This window comes from Candidatus Schekmanbacteria bacterium (assembly GCA_016219965.1).
Lineage (GTDB): Bacteria > Schekmanbacteria > GWA2-38-11 > GWA2-38-11 > J061 > JACRJM01.
Window position 1 is genome coordinate 193,955 of sequence record JACRJM010000002.1, and the last position, 14,486, is coordinate 208,440.

Below are 14,486 nucleotides of genomic sequence, written 5' to 3' on the forward strand. Positions count from 1 at the left end.
GAACTCCTCTCTATTTTATTTGGGTGTAGCAGTTGCAGCATTATTTTTTTTGGATGTATGCTGCGTAAATAAAAAGGAGTTCCCCTTTGCACTTTTATTTAATCTAAAATTTAACTACAGTTTCAAGAAATAGAGTTTTAACTCTAAGGTCGCTTTGATTTGCAGCAGCCTTAGTAACAGCTTTAGTATCGAAATATACTATTCCCAGAGTCGTATTCTTCAGGACCGCATAGGTTGCCGAGAACTTGCTCCCTTTTGCGTTTGTGCCCCCAGCGTGAAAATCTGAATCTGCTATCGGTGCATAGACAGCATCTTTCTCAAGCTTTCTATAATCATATGCGACCTGAAAATCTCCGGCGTTCTTTATTGCACCTATCTTTATGCCACCAAGGTAACCGGTATCAAAGTCCACATCGCTGACTAAATTTTTGACAAAATCTCCATACAATGTGACCGGAATTATTGTCCCAAAGGCATCAAATTCAATGGGTGTAAACTCTCCTCCTAATGTGAATAGCCTGTAATCATAGGCGAAGAGATTTTTGTCATCATCACCTTCAATGAATGTGTTTGACTTCCTGATGTTCGCTGGACTTACATCTTCAATTGCAGCTCCTTTTATATTGTGAAAATCATAATATCCTGCTGCAAACTTAAGTTTTGTCCCAAACAGCGCAGCAGACGCTCCACCTTGCAGACCGTAAAGAGATTGGTCGTTTGAATCCGTTGATGACTCATCAATGGGGAAGAATCCAAAGGTCATAAATGGCTCTATATTTAGTTCTTTTTCACCAAAGGATTTTTTTGCCTGTACCACTATTCCTTCAGGTTTAACATCGGGGTCCCATACTAGATCAGTTGTGTAGAATGGATTTTCTATTTTACCACCTATTAATCTGAGTTCAGGAATGGGCTTAATCTCAATAAATGCCTGGTCAAGCCAGATGTTTTTGGCTGAAAACGTATCCTGCATGGTCTGGTTTGTTGATGTCTGGTCTCCTGTTCCTGTTGCAAACCTTAATCCGACCTTTACCTTGTCATTTACCACAGTTTCAAAGCCATAGCGAAGCCTGAACCTCAGCCTCTGTCTGTCTGCAAAATTGGTATCTTCTCCGGCAATATCATCTTTCATACGGTCATAGGCATACCTTAACCTTACGTCACCTGAGAAGGTTGTGTTTTTTACCCATGTCGGAAGTATGGTGTTTTTCAGGACTTCCTGTGTCTTGGCCATTTCGGTTTTAACTTCTTCTTTTACTGTTTCTTTTTGTGCCTCCTTTTGTTTACTTTCTTCTGCTTTGGTTTCAGAGAGCATCTCCTTAGCTTCCTCTTCCGTGAGAATTCCTTTCTGGACGAGTTTCTTTACAAGAATTTCGACTTCGCTTGCAAAGGAAAGGGTAGTGAAGAAAAGAAATGCAAAAAACAGGGTAAATAATCTAAACCTCTTCAATTTTTTCTCCTTTCATCAATGTAGTTGTTAATATTAATGTTACCTGTGTTAGTTAATAAGTACAGCTTGCGTCGTTAATTGTTTATTCGTGATAATCTCCTCCTCTTTCAGATGGTTAACGTCTGTCCTCTTTTCAAAAACAATTCAAACGCGATAATGCTGTTCGGCGCAGTGTATTGTTATTTTAGAAAACAGTCAGTCTCTGAGAAATACCCTTATATTGCGCGGCCTGATAAAAATATTTTCTCCCTCGCTGAGAGCAAGCTCACGCGAGCGGTCCCGGGTAAGCTCTGCCTCTACCAGTTCGTTGGTGCCGGGCAGAATAAGCTCGAGGCGCGTTGTTGCCCCGGTGAGCTGAATCCTGAGCACTATTGCTTCCATTTCATCAATATGGTTTCTTATGCGGTTGACCTCAATGTCATAGGGACGGACGTAGGCAACTGCCGGTATGTTAATAGCTTCACCGTATTCAGGAAGATCTATGCTGATATTCCCTATTTTTGCCTGTCCTTCATGTACCCTGCTATGGAAAAGATTTACATTGCCAAGAAAATTATAAACGAAAGGGGTTGAGGGTTTTTCATAAACATCTTCAGGCGTTCCTGCCTGTTCGATCTGTCCTTCGTTCATCACGACTACCCTGTCTGCTACTTCTAGAGCTTCTTCCTGATCATGGGTTACAAAAACCGATGTTACATGTATCTCGTCATGAAGCCGGCGCAGCCAGCGGCGCAATTCCTCTCTTACCCTTGCATCAAGGGCGCCAAAAGGTTCATCAAGGAGAAGAACTTTTGGCTCAACAGCAAGAGCCCTTGCAAGGGCTACACGCTGGCGCTGTCCTCCTGAAAGCTGTGAGGGATAACGTGAAGCAAGCTGATCAAGCTGGATAAGTTTTAGCAGCTTGTGGACTTTATCTTTTATTTCCTCCTTTGATGGACGGAATTTCTTTGGCTTCACTTCAAGCCCGAAGGCAATATTTTTAAATACTGTCATATGTCTGAATAGTGCGTAATGCTGGAATACAAAACCAACTTGCCTTTCACGGACGCGCTGTCCGGTTGTTTCAACGCCGTCAAAGAGGATTGTCCCCTGGTCAGGCCGGTCAAGACCTGCGATAATTCTTAACAGCGTTGTCTTTCCTGAGCCTGATGGCCCCAAAAGCGCAACAAGTTCTCCGGATGGAACGTCTAAAGTTACATTCTTAAGCGCAGTGAATCCACCGAATGTTTTTGTTACATTGGAGACTTCAATGCCCATTTTATTTCCCCTTTCATTGACTCACTGTTTCTTCTTTAACCTTCCATTCCACGATGCTCTTGACTACAAGGGTTAACAGAGCCAGAAGGGCAAGAAGCGATGCCACTGCAAATGCAGCCGAGTAGTTGTATTCGTTGTAAAGTATTTCTACATGGAGAGGGATCGTGTTTGTTGCTCCCCTGATATGACCTGACACAACTGAGACTGCCCCGAACTCTCCCATCGCCCTTGCATTGCAGAGGATTGCTCCATAGAGAATTCCCCATTTTACATTCGGAAGGGTTACTCGGAAAAAAGTTTTAATGCCTGAGGCTCCTAGTACAAGGGCTGCCTCTTCCTCTTCCTTTCCCTGAGCCTGCATGAGAGGTATAAGCTCTCTTGCCACAAAAGGGAATGTCACAAAGATTGTTGCAAGGAGGATGCCCGGGACAGCAAATATTATCTTTATTCCATTTTCGCTGAGCCATGGCCCAAACCATCCCTGTAAACCGAAAATCAAAACATATACCAGCCCGGAGATGACAGGCGATACAGAAAAGGGAAGGTCAATCAGCGTTATAAGAAGGCTCTTGCCGCGAAAATCAAATTTGGTGATCCCCCATGCTGCAACAACTCCGAATATCATATTCAGCGGGACGCTCACCAGTGCTATAATAATAGTAAGCTTTATAGCTGAAACTGCATCCGGCTCTGTTATTGCTTTAAAATAAGCATCAACTCCTTTTTCAAAAGCCTGAGAAAAAACTGCGGCAAGTGGAACAAGAAGAAATATCCCAAGAAATAAAAAAGCAGTTCCTGTTAATATCCAGCGGATGAGAGGAGGTTCATTTAATGCACCAGTCGCTGTATCAGCAGATTTGCTGTTTCTATTTTTTCCACTTTTGGACATGCTTTATTCCCTTTTATTTTTGCGTATATTTCGAGCACCACCATTGCAATATGTTTATGGCAAAAAGGATGATAAATGAAGCCATAAGCATTACTGAGGCTATTGCGGTTGCACCCATATAATCATACTGTTCAAGTTTTGTAATGATGAGAAGAGATGTTATCTCTGATACCATTGGCATGTTTCCGGCGATAAAGATTACGGAACCGTATTCCCCGACCGCCCTTGCAAAGGCAAGGGCAAATCCTGTAAGCAGGGATGGCAAAAGTGTGGGGAATATAACACGTGTGAATGTCTGCCAGCGGTTAGCTCCAAGACAAACAGCAGCCTCTTCAACATCTGCCTCAAGGTCTTCAAGCACCGGCTGTACTGTACGGACAACAAAAGGAAGCCCTATAAAAGTGAGAGCGATAAAAATCCCTGTCGGAGTATATGCAACCTTGATTCCATATGCCTCAAGATATTTTCCTATCCATCCGTTCGGAGCATAAACAGCAGCAAGTGTTATCCCGGCCACTGCTGTGGGAAGGGCAAAAGGAAGATCAACGATCGCATCAATGAGCTTTTTAAAAGGGATAGGATATCTTACAAGCACCCATGCGACAAGGATACCAAAAAAACCATTAGTCAGCGCCGCAAGAAGCGAAACTCCGAAAGTGAGCTTGTAAGAGGCAATGACACGGGGTGTTGTAACAGTTTCCAAAAAACTTCCCGCTGTCATCTGAGCTGATTTAAAGATTACGGCTGAAAGCGGAATAAGAACTATGAGACACAGATAAAAAATCGTGTATCCAAGCGAAAGGCCAAGGCCCGGGATAACGCTGTTTTGTCTAATTGAAAGTTTCATTATAATATTGTGCTATTATTTCCCTGCTCCGTAAATCTGGTCAAATATGCCGCCATCCTCGAAATGCTTTTTCTGAGCGGATTTCCAACCGCCAAATAGTGTATCAATCGTAAAAAGATTTATTTTAGGGAACTGTTTCTCATATTTTTTTTCTATTGATGCGAGACGCGGACGGTAATAATTCTTCGCCGCGATTTCCTGTCCTTCCGGAGAGTAAAGGTATTGAAGATAAGCCTCTGCAGCCTTGCGGGTCCTGTGCCTGTCAACAACCTTGTCAACTACAGTTACCGGCGGCTCTGCAAGTATGCTAAGTGATGGGACAATGATTTCAAAGTTGTCTTTACCCAGTTCATTCACGGCAAGGAATGCTTCATTCTCCCAGGCGAGAAGAACATCACCTACGCCCCTTTGAACGAATGTAGTAGTTGAGCCTCTTGCCCCTGAGTCAAGGACAGGTACATTTTTATAGAGTTTGCCGACAAAATCTTTTGCCTTTGATTCACTATTCCCTTCGTTTTTCAGGGAATAGCCCCAGGCTGCAAGATAGTTCCAGCGAGCTCCTCCTGAGGTTTTTGGATTAGGTGTTATTACTGAGACACCGGGCTTTATGAGGTCAGCCCAATCTTTAATTTTCTTAGGATTTCCTTTTCTTACAAGGAAAACAATAGTTGATGTGTAGGGGGCGCTGTTGTTTGGGAGCCTTGACTGCCAGTTCTCAGGAATAAGTTTTCCCCTTACAGCTATCTCATCTATGTCATAGGCAAGGGCAAGGGTTACGATATCAGCTTCAAGACCGTCGATAACAGCACGAGCCTGTTTGCCTGAACCGCCGTGCGATTGTTTTACAATTACATCTTCACCTGTTTTACCCTTCCAGTATTTTGCAAAAGCAGCATTATACTCCTGATATAGTTCCCGAGTTGGGTCGTAAGAGACATTTAATAAACTTACTTCGGCAATTGATAAAGTAGAGAATCCCACTATCACGGTTAGAATGATTCCTGTTGCCAGCAGACTAAATATTTTTCTATGCACTATCTTTCCTCCTCCTTTTTTTACTTTTTAGGTTTAAAGCCTTTAAAGTCTATCATCTAAATAGACTATTGAGTCAAAAAAAATTTTAGATGTTATATTCCAAAGAGGGCTCCTCTTTTGGTTCAAGCTTTTTGATTTTTTCCAACATATCGGCTATAGAAGTGCTATCCAGTATATGTGCAATTGAATCGCGTACATCCTTCATTACTAATCGAATGCCGCAGGTTCTTTCGTCTATACATTCATCGCATTTTGCATAGGCAGTTTCACTCACACAGGGAACCAGTGCAAGAGGCCCATCAAGGATTCTTACCACTCTGCCAACAGTTATAGACTCCGGAGGTCTTCCAAGGTAATATCCTCCCCCTTTCCCTTTCTTGCTTTGAAGTATGCCATTATTTTTTAGGGTAAGCAGAATTAATTCCAGAAATTTCTTGGGAATTTTCTCTTCAGTCGCAACTTTAGATATCAAAATTGGTCCTTTCTGATATTCCTTTGCCATATATACCAGGGCTTTTAACGCATATTTTGCTTTTTTAGAAATCATAGTAGTAGTCTATTAAATCAATAGAGAATATATATTATAAGTCTTTCTATTTTTGTCAAGAAAAAATATTTAGACATTACAGACAGAAAATTAGGGGATTCTTCACTGGTAATGTTTTTTTCTAAGGAAAATATGTTGATATTGCAGAAAAGTTCAATGTTCATAATCGAAAGCTACGACTTCGGTAGTGGGTCAGTTTGAAAAATAATTAAAGAGAAACTTCTGTTGAATTTTCTTTTAGTTTATCAAATAAATTATTAAAAGAATCATATAAAGATAAATTATCTTTATTATCTTCTGTAACCTTATCTATTTTGTAAACAGGTGATTCATGTCCATGCCTATCAATTTCATAGGTACTCATAAATAAACATTTATCCAATATAATTAATCTAAAAATAGGATGAAATTTACAATAATATAATTGAACAGTTCTATCAGAACGTATTTTATTTAATGTTTTAAATTTATCTATAGTATTACAAATTTCTTTTTTAAGATCCTCTTTAGTATAAGGTGGTAGTATTTTTCTAAGTTGATGTATTCTTTCATTAATCACTTCATCATTGTCTGGATTCAAAATAACACTCTCAACTTTTATCCAATTTCGCTCTCTTAAAACATCATAGAAAAGCGATTCTCCTTCTCCTTTCCCTATATATTCATAACCAGCAATTGATAAAAGTTTAATTGTTTCAGAATGAGATAATTCTTCCATTACATCTCTTGAATACTGCTGATTGATGGCAGCAACTCTTAATCTATCTTCATAGATTTTTTTAATTCCCGATTGTTTATTTAACAATTTAACCAACTGTATAATTTTATCAGCTTCTGATGTTTTTAATATACCAAGATAAGATTGTATATAAAAGTGTAGGCTAAGATTAGAAGCGAATGAAAACAAAAAAGCTATTATAAATTTTACAACAAATGAAAACGTTAGTGAACTTACAGAAATTGAAAACCTAAAAGGAACAGAGAGAGTTATTGTTCTTAATAAAGTTTCTCTCTCTGACTCTACAAGGAGACAGAGCCATATTATTATTGTCCATATAAAAATATCAAATCTTCGTGGTGATTTTAAAAATTTGGATGGTAAATTATAGAATGTCTCTATTAATCCTTGTGTGCGGGAGGGGTTTGATTCCAAGATTCAGATTGAATTATTTATCTTGAATTATTCAAGAGATTTGTTTATTTTTTCAATATCAATTACTTCTGATGGAGAATTTTTTGCAAAAATTTTAGAAGATATTTTTTGCTCTAATTTATTTATAGCAGATGATGGAAAAGTAAAAATTCCAATTATTATCGCTAATATTGAAATAATAGATACCAAGTCCATAGTTCTCCCCTTTGTTATTATTTGAGTAAATGATACAAACATGAACCTGCTTCGTCAAGAATTATTTAATTCTATATACTATTTTCACATATTAGAGGGATTAACTATGTTATTTATTGATTATTGTAAATTTAATATTTCTTCTATTTCCCATACATGGTCTGTTATTCCTGCTTCCATTGCTGGAGTTACTCTTAACGTCTGATGAATCCTACAGAAATTATAATACATGAAATGAAGCGATACTGCATGAATAAGGTTCTCTGCCTTTTTTGAAAAGGCATTTGTAAGCCTTGTAAATCTTCTCATACTCATACGCATTGTTAAATTTTGGCGTTCAACGAAGCTTGTCGAGGTGTGGTTCAGGTCTGGATTGCCTTGTATCTTCATTTTAATACTTCCGGTGCATTGAGCAGGACTATATTTCCTCTCTCCTTCTCTGTCGCCTTCATTGCCATATAGTTTTATAAGCTGGCTATAATCTATCTGATAGCCGAAGGCACTTTCTACAGCTTCAAGATATGCTCTGTGTCCGTCTGTTGTTAGCTGAACTCTATTCTTTAGCCTACCTGCCAAATCTTCCATGAACTCGGTTGCTGTTTCTATGTCACGCCTTCCTATTCTCCAACTTGGAACAAGCTTTGTATCAGCGCAAATAGCTGTAAATGTCCACATATTGCCATAGCCGAATTGATCCTTTTTATCTTCCGGCACGTTCTTTTCTTTCGCATAACAGAAAGACCAGATTTCATCACATTGAATTTTCTTACAGGTAAGATTTACAAATGCCTTGTCTTGATATTCAGAGCAAGCTTTCCCAACATCAGCCAAGAGCTTCAATACTGTTCCTTTAGCCGCTCCTGTCATTCTGCAAGTGGCTCTGATTGAGTTACCTTCAACCAGTGCGCTTATTATCTGAACTTGTTTTTGAAGAGTTAATTTATTCATATATACAATATACTTGACCGCTCAAGCATTGTCAAGTGTTTTTCTGCAAGCATTAAAATAATAATTGACAATATATGCTTGCAAATATTATAATGCAAGCATAATCTTAACTTTGAGGTGCAAGCATGAATGACAAAGATAGTGGAAAAGCAAAAGGTGGATATGCACGGGCAGCAACCTTAACTCCTGAAGCACGCAAAGAAATTGCAAAGAGAGCTGCTGCTACTCGGTGGGATATTGGAGATAAAGAAAATCCAATAGCTATTAATGAAGGTGAACTACCATTTGGAGATATTACTCTTGACTGCTATGTCTTAAAAGATAGGCGACGACTATTTCATAAAAAAGCATTAGCAAAAGGCTTAGGCATGAAATCTGAAGGTGGCAATGTTTTTCTTAGAACTTTCAATAGTAAAGGACTGGGATCAGTAATCCCACAAGAAACACGCCAAAAACTTGATAATCCTATTGTTTTCAAGACGTTACGTGGTGATCTCGCACATGGATATGAAGCTTTAACACTTATCGAGGTATGTGATGCAATTTTTGAAGCAAAAAAACTTGGTATATTAAAACCAAATCAATATTTTTTAGCTATGCAAGCTGAAATAATAATAAGATCGTCTGCTAAAATTGGCATTATTGCCCTTGTCGATGAAGCAACAGGTTATATAAAAGATAAGAAAAAAGAAGAATACAGAGAGCTTTTCAAAGAATTTATACGGCAAGAATGTAGAGAATGGGAAAAAGAATTTCCAGATCAATTTTTTGATGTTCTTTATATGTTATATAATTTGCGGCGACTCTATAAAAATAAACATCCGCAGTTTTTTTCTAAATTTATAAGGAAATACGTTTATACGCCTCTTGCCAATAGTAATGGTGCTATCCTTGAAATGTTAGACGAAAAAAATCCTGTTATTTATAAAAGTGGAGGAAGAAAATACAAATTATTTCAATTTTTAACTGATCAGGTTGGGATTCCTGCATTCAGGGCACATCTTTGGCAAATTATTGGTATAGCAAATGCAACAAAAACAAAAAAAGCATTCGATAAAGGATTTTCGCAAGCATTTCCGCAGTCAGGAGAACAATTACCTTTATTTGATTTAGATTAAGGATTCTTATTTTTTAGATTTGTCCATCGTGCTTTAGCCGCTTTTTGTGCTATCTCTTTTCTTTTTTTTGCAGATAGTTTCTCAGCACGTGCTTTGCCGCCTTTTAATCCACCAAGACGACCGAGAGCGACAGCAGCAGGATTTTTTGCAGGAATTACCGGAGCGGATTCTTTCTTTTCTTCTGTTGTTTGATCAACTATATTCTTTGCCAGAGCATTTATATCTTGAGGTTGTTTTTGTTTCTTCATGCTTATCAATATAGCATGAGCGGACAAGCATTTCAAGGGGAGAGAATTTCAAACTGACCCACTACCACGACTTCAAATTGCTTGCTATTTTAGGATGAAGAGAGTAAAAAATAAATCCGTTTTCTGGGAGGAAATACCAGCAACTTGCTGTAATGAAGCAGATTTTTTTTAAAGAAAATTGGAGAAATAAATGTCAGGGAGACTGCCCCGCTGGCTTGTGAAAAGAGGGGTTGATATGAAGGAACTTCATGGAGTTAAAAAAATACTCCGTGAAAAAGGATTATCTACGGTCTGTGAAGAAGCACGCTGTCCTAATATTGGGGAGTGTTTTAAAAGACCTACTGCAACATTCATGATAATGGGCGATGTCTGCTCAAGACAGTGCTCTTTCTGCTCAGTAAACAAAGGCATTCCCTCCTCGCTTGACGCTGATGAGCCGGCAAAGGTTGCAATGGCTGTGGCAGAGCTGGAATTGAAATATGTAGTCATAACTTCTGTTACGCGCGATGATCTTGCTGACGGCGGAGCGGAGCATTTTGCTAAAACGGTTTTAGAAATAAGAAAATTACGCCCCGAGACAAAAGTAGAGATATTAATTCCGGATTTTAAAGGAAGCAGGGAAGCAATTAAAACGGTTTGCGATGCAAAGCCCTATGTTATAAACCACAACATTGAAACAGTGCCCCGTCTTTATTCTTCAGTAAGGCCCCAGGCTGATTACAGAGCTTCTCTTTCGGTTTTAAAAACTGTAAGGGAAAATTCTAGCGAGATAATAACTAAATCAGGGATAATGGTAGGCTTTGGAGAGGAATATGCTGAGGTTGTTGAAGTCATGAAAGACTTAAGGCAGGCAGGCTGCGAAATGCTGACCATCGGGCAGTATCTTACGCCAACGAAAGAGAGCATTCCTGTCAGCGAATTCATCCATCCCGAAGTTTTCAGGATGTACGAAGCGGAAGGGAAGAAGCTTGGATTCAGGTCAGTTGCATCCGGTCCTTTTGTCAGAAGTTCCTACATGGCTGACGAGCAATTCGGAAAGGAAAGCTGAAAATGGCAGAAGAGTTTCACAGGATAAAGAGACTTCCACCATATGCCTTTGCAATCATAGATGAGATAAAACTCAAATCAAGGCGAAGCGGTGAGGATATAATAGACCTTGGCATGGGTAATCCTGATCTGCCGACGCCTGCGCCTATTATTGAGAAGCTTAAGGAAGCAGTTGATAATCCAAAGAACCACAGATACTCTGTTTCAAGAGGAATATATAAACTCAGGCTTGCCATCGTTGACTGGTATAGACGCAAGTATGGAGTCACCATAGATGCCGACGCAGAAGCTATCGTCACAATCGGCGCAAAAGAAGGCTTGTCCCATCTTGCCCTTGCCGTGATTGAACCCGGCGACGTTGCCCTTGTGCCAAGCCCCACATACCCGATACATTCATTCTGCATTGTCATAGCCGGGGGAAACCTTAAGAGCGTAAAGCTTTCAAGGGATTCTGATTTTTTTGAAAATCTGCTTCAGGCTTATGAAGAAAGCTGGCCGCGTCCAAAGATAATAATAATAAGTTTTCCTCACAACCCTACAACAGTCACGGTTGATATTAGCTTCTTTGAGAAGGTCGTAGCATTTGCCAAGCAGCGGGACATTATTGTCATACACGATTTTGCATATGCAGACCTTACTTTTGGAGATTATAAGGCGCCAAGCTTTCTTCAGGTGCCGGGTGCAAAGGACGTCGGTGTCGAGATTTATACAATGTCAAAAAGCTACAGCATGCCCGGTTGGAGAGTTGGATTTTGCGTAGGCAACCACAGGATTATACAGGCGCTTGGAAGGCTCAAAAGCTATTTTGACTACGGCATGTTCCAGCCCATTCAGATCGCTGCAACAGTTGCCTTAAACGAGCTTCAGCATGTTTCTGAGGAAATAAGAGACATATACGAATCAAGATGCGATGCTTTGATTTCCGGTCTTAACAGAGCTGGATGGAAAGTAGAGAAACCTAAAGGGACTATGTTTGTATGGGCTGAGATACCTGAAGAATTCAGGAAACTTGGCTCAATGGAATTTTCAAAAAGATTGCTCACTGAAGGAAAAGTGGCAGTTTCTCCGGGTATTGGTTTTGGCCCTTACGGGGAAGGTAATGTGCGGTTTGCTCTTGTTGAGAATGAACATAGGATACGTCAGGCCGTAAGAGGTATAAAAAAGGTATTGAGCAAAGGAGCATAATCCAAAATTGCGGAGCTTCAAATGAGAAAGATTTATGCAGGATTGATTGGGTTTGGAACTGTAGGGAAGGGTGTTGTAAAGATCCTTAAACAGAACCATGACATTATTGAGAAAAAGCTTGGCGCTGAACTCGTGCTTAAAAGAATCGCAGACCTTGACATTAAATCTTCGCGCGGGATTGACATAGACAAATCAATGTTAACTGCCAATGCAAAGGAATTGATAGAAGACCCTGAAATTGAAATTATTGTTGAACTTATAGGAGGGATAAATCCTGCAAAAGAATTTATCCTCGGGGCACTCGGAAATGGCAAACATGTTGCAACTGCCAATAAGTCACTTCTTGCAAAGCACGGCGTTGAGATATTCGGGGCTGCTGTAAAAGCCGGGAAAAATATAGGATTTGAAGCAAGCGTTGGCGGAGTCATTCCTGTCATCAGGTCGCTGAAAGAGGGGTTTGCCGCCGATGAGGTGCAGTCCATTTACGGTATCATAAATGGAACATCGAATTATATACTGACCAAGATGACAGAAGAGGGGAAGGATTTCCCTTCAGCATTAAAAGAAGCGCAGGATAAAGGTTTTGCCGAGGCTGATCCGACTCTTGATATAGGCGGCGGCGATTCTGCCCATAAAATCGCTGTGCTTGGAGCTCTTGCATTCGGGACAAACATCCCTCTTGAAGAGATACACACTGAAGGGATTACCGACATTTCACCGCTTGATATAAAATACGCCTATGACCTAGGTTACAAAGTGAAGCTTCTTGCCATAGCCAAGAATATAGACGGCGAGATAGATATAAGGGTGAATCCGACAATGATCCCCTTTGATAATCCCCTTTCCAATGTGAATAATGAATATAATGCGATTTATATCGTAGGCAAGAATTCAGGAAGGACGATCCTTTTCGGCAAGGGCGCCGGGGAACTGCCCACCGCAGTGGCGGTTGTAGGCGACATGATAGAGATTGCAAGAGATATACTCTCCGGAGCTCAAAGCAGGATATCTCCGCTCTCATTCAAGCTTAACAATATAAGCAGAAAAAAGATAAAACCTGTAGATGAAATAACTTCAAGGTTTTACTTCCGCTTCAGTGTTGTTGACATGCCGGGAGTGCTTTCCAAGATATCAGGCATACTCGGAGATAATGGAATAAGCATTTCAACAGTAATCCAGAAGAACAAGGCGACAGACGGAAAGGTTTCGGTCGTGATAATGACTCATGATGCCATTGAGAAAGCAGTGAGAAAATCGCTTCAGGAGATTGACCGGCTTCCCATTGTCCTTGATTCAACTGTTTCTATCAGAGTTGAGGCTGAGTGAGGTTAGAGAAATGAAATATCTGATTGTATTAGGCGACGGGATGGCTGATGTTGCACTTCCTGAACTTGGCGGGAAAACCCCGCTTGAAGCAGCCAATATTCCCAATATGGATTTTATCGCAAAGAACGGGACAAGCGGAATGGCAAGGACGATTCCAGATGGGATGAACCCTGGAAGCGATGTGGCAAGCCTTTCCGTGCTCGGCTATAATCCCGCTGAAGTCTACACAGGGAGGGCTCCTCTTGAGGCTGCGAGCATAGGAGTTAATCTTTCTCCTAATGACACAGCATTAAGATGCAATCTCGTTACAATAGCTGACGGTAAAATGGACGACTACAGCGCCGGGCATATCGGGACCGATGAAGCATCCATTTTGATAAATGATATAAACAGCAAGCTTTCCGACTCAACCACTTCATTCTATCCTGGGAAAAGCTACCGCCACCTGATGGTCAGCAAAAGAAAGTTTAATGGGGTTAAGCTTGTTCCTCCCCATGATATATCGGGGCAGGCTGTTTCCGGCTACATGCCTGGCGGAGATGGCTCGGATGAGCTTAAGGTGATAATGGAGAAAGCATCTAAGATTTTAAAAGACCATGATGTGAACAGGAAAAGGATAGCAAGGGGAGATAAGCCTGCAACTGATATCTGGCTCTGGGGTGAAGGGACAAGGCCGGCAGTTTCTCCTTTTCGTGATAAGTATGGATTGGATGGCGCTGTGATAAGCGCTGTTGACCTTGTTAACGGCATAGGTATATATCTTGGATTTGAAGTGGTAAATGTTCCCGGTGCAACAGGATACATTGATACAAATTATGAAGGCAAAGCAGAGAATGCACTTAAGGCTTTAAAAAAAGTTGATATCGTTTATCTTCACATTGAGGCGCCTGATGAGACAGGCCATAATGGTGATTTGAAAAACAAGATCAAGTCCATGGAGGATATTGACTTAAAGGTCTTGAAAAGAATTATAGCTGAGATGCCGCAGTTTGGCGAGTACAGGATACTGGTTATGTCTGACCATCCGACACCTGTCAAACTCCGCACACATACGTCTGACCCTGTGAATTTCTCTCTTTATGGCACAGGTGTTAAAGCCAATGGAGCAAGTGCATTTTCTGAAAAAGAAGCTTTGAGTACGAAATTCTTTTTTAGCGATGGATACAAATTGATGGGATATTTTCTGGGCAAGAATGGGTGAGAAGAAATTAACTTGCAGAGAACAAAGAGAAATGCTCTGG

The 14,486-nt window shown here is 40.4% G+C and carries 15 protein-coding genes; 5 read left to right on the forward strand and 10 right to left on the reverse strand.

What is annotated here, in order from left to right; genetic code table 11:
• Positions 1-103 precede the first annotated feature (103 nt).
• The 9 genes from HZA77_01735 to HZA77_01775 all read right to left on the reverse strand — a co-directional run bounded on the left by HZA77_01735 (position 104) and on the right by HZA77_01775 (position 8,321).
• Positions 104-1,450: a putative porin gene (locus HZA77_01735; protein MBI5374123.1), complete on the reverse strand. Its 1,347-nt coding sequence runs from the start codon at positions 1,448-1,450 to the stop codon at positions 104-106.
• 195 nt (positions 1,451-1,645) lie between these two features.
• The gene (locus tag HZA77_01740) at positions 1,646-2,707 is read right to left on the reverse strand and encodes a sulfate ABC transporter ATP-binding protein (protein MBI5374124.1); all 1,062 of its coding nucleotides are present in this window, start codon (positions 2,705-2,707) and stop codon (positions 1,646-1,648) included.
• Between the two features lie 13 nt (positions 2,708-2,720).
• The gene (cysW, locus tag HZA77_01745) at positions 2,721-3,596 is read right to left on the reverse strand and encodes a sulfate ABC transporter permease subunit CysW (GenBank protein ID MBI5374125.1); all 876 of its coding nucleotides are present in this window, start codon (positions 3,594-3,596) and stop codon (positions 2,721-2,723) included.
• A 13-nt stretch (positions 3,597-3,609) separates the two neighbouring features.
• Positions 3,610-4,443 carry a sulfate ABC transporter permease subunit CysT gene (cysT, locus tag HZA77_01750; protein ID MBI5374126.1) on the reverse strand — a complete coding sequence of 278 codons (834 nt, stop codon included), beginning with the start codon at positions 4,441-4,443 and terminating at the stop codon, positions 3,610-3,612.
• 15 nt (positions 4,444-4,458) lie between these two features.
• Entirely contained in the window at positions 4,459-5,457 is a 999-nt protein-coding gene (locus HZA77_01755; protein MBI5374127.1) for a sulfate ABC transporter substrate-binding protein, read from the reverse strand.
• A 106-nt stretch (positions 5,458-5,563) separates the two neighbouring features.
• A complete protein-coding gene (locus HZA77_01760; GenBank protein MBI5374128.1) occupies positions 5,564-6,025 on the reverse strand; it encodes an Rrf2 family transcriptional regulator in 462 nt (153 codons plus the stop codon).
• Between the two features lie 208 nt (positions 6,026-6,233).
• Positions 6,234-6,830: a hypothetical protein gene (locus tag HZA77_01765; GenBank protein ID MBI5374129.1), complete on the reverse strand. Its 597-nt coding sequence runs from the start codon at positions 6,828-6,830 to the stop codon at positions 6,234-6,236.
• 375 nt (positions 6,831-7,205) lie between these two features.
• Positions 7,206-7,373 (reverse strand): hypothetical protein, encoded by a 168-nt coding sequence (locus HZA77_01770; GenBank protein MBI5374130.1) that lies wholly within the window; start codon positions 7,371-7,373, stop codon positions 7,206-7,208.
• A gap of 120 nt (positions 7,374-7,493) precedes the next feature.
• The gene (locus tag HZA77_01775) at positions 7,494-8,321 is read right to left on the reverse strand and encodes an IS1 family transposase (GenBank protein ID MBI5374131.1); all 828 of its coding nucleotides are present in this window, start codon (positions 8,319-8,321) and stop codon (positions 7,494-7,496) included.
• Between the two features lie 125 nt (positions 8,322-8,446).
• On the opposite strand from HZA77_01775, the gene HZA77_01780 reads away from it, so the two are divergent.
• Positions 8,447-9,439 (forward strand): hypothetical protein, encoded by a 993-nt coding sequence (locus tag HZA77_01780; GenBank protein ID MBI5374132.1) that lies wholly within the window; start codon positions 8,447-8,449, stop codon positions 9,437-9,439.
• Here the strand turns inward: HZA77_01780 and HZA77_01785 are convergent.
• Positions 9,436-9,687 (reverse strand): hypothetical protein, encoded by a 252-nt coding sequence (locus HZA77_01785; protein MBI5374133.1) that lies wholly within the window; start codon positions 9,685-9,687, stop codon positions 9,436-9,438. The genes HZA77_01780 and HZA77_01785 overlap by 4 nt on opposite strands.
• Before the next feature lie 190 nt (positions 9,688-9,877).
• Between HZA77_01785 and lipA the strand changes: the two genes are divergently transcribed.
• Genes lipA through HZA77_01805 form a run of 4 tightly spaced genes read left to right on the forward strand, consistent with a single transcriptional unit; the run spans position 9,878 to position 14,446 of the window.
• Positions 9,878-10,735 (forward strand): lipoyl synthase, encoded by an 858-nt coding sequence (lipA, locus tag HZA77_01790; GenBank protein MBI5374134.1) that lies wholly within the window; start codon positions 9,878-9,880, stop codon positions 10,733-10,735.
• 2 nt (positions 10,736-10,737) lie between these two features.
• Positions 10,738-11,919 carry an aminotransferase class I/II-fold pyridoxal phosphate-dependent enzyme gene (locus HZA77_01795; protein MBI5374135.1) on the forward strand — a complete coding sequence of 394 codons (1,182 nt, stop codon included), beginning with the start codon at positions 10,738-10,740 and terminating at the stop codon, positions 11,917-11,919.
• A 21-nt stretch (positions 11,920-11,940) separates the two neighbouring features.
• Entirely contained in the window at positions 11,941-13,245 is a 1,305-nt protein-coding gene (locus tag HZA77_01800) for a homoserine dehydrogenase (GenBank protein MBI5374136.1), read from the forward strand.
• A gap of 10 nt (positions 13,246-13,255) precedes the next feature.
• Entirely contained in the window at positions 13,256-14,446 is a 1,191-nt protein-coding gene (locus HZA77_01805) for a cofactor-independent phosphoglycerate mutase (GenBank protein ID MBI5374137.1), read from the forward strand.
• The last annotated feature ends 40 nt before the right edge of the window (positions 14,447-14,486 follow it).

Bases quoted from the DNA above. Each gene is read 5' to 3' on its own strand.
- HZA77_01740 (MBI5374124.1), bottom strand. From the start codon at position 2,707: ATGGGCATTGAAGTCTCCAATGTAACAAAAACATTCGGTGGATTCACT.
- cysW (MBI5374125.1), bottom strand. From the start codon at position 3,596: ATGTCCAAAAGTGGAAAAAATAGAAACAGCAAATCTGCTGATACAGCG.
- cysT (MBI5374126.1), bottom strand. From the start codon at position 4,443: ATGAAACTTTCAATTAGACAAAACAGCGTTATCCCGGGCCTTGGCCTT.
- HZA77_01760 (MBI5374128.1), bottom strand. From the start codon at position 6,025: ATGATTTCTAAAAAAGCAAAATATGCGTTAAAAGCCCTGGTATATATG.
- HZA77_01770 (MBI5374130.1), bottom strand. From the start codon at position 7,373: ATGGACTTGGTATCTATTATTTCAATATTAGCGATAATAATTGGAATT.
- HZA77_01775 (MBI5374131.1), bottom strand. From the start codon at position 8,321: ATGAATAAATTAACTCTTCAAAAACAAGTTCAGATAATAAGCGCACTG.
- HZA77_01780 (MBI5374132.1), top strand. From the start codon at position 8,447: ATGAATGACAAAGATAGTGGAAAAGCAAAAGGTGGATATGCACGGGCA.
- HZA77_01785 (MBI5374133.1), bottom strand. From the start codon at position 9,687: ATGAAGAAACAAAAACAACCTCAAGATATAAATGCTCTGGCAAAGAAT.
- lipA (MBI5374134.1), top strand. From the start codon at position 9,878: ATGTCAGGGAGACTGCCCCGCTGGCTTGTGAAAAGAGGGGTTGATATG.
- HZA77_01795 (MBI5374135.1), top strand. From the start codon at position 10,738: ATGGCAGAAGAGTTTCACAGGATAAAGAGACTTCCACCATATGCCTTT.
- HZA77_01800 (MBI5374136.1), top strand. From the start codon at position 11,941: ATGAGAAAGATTTATGCAGGATTGATTGGGTTTGGAACTGTAGGGAAG.
- HZA77_01805 (MBI5374137.1), top strand. From the start codon at position 13,256: ATGAAATATCTGATTGTATTAGGCGACGGGATGGCTGATGTTGCACTT.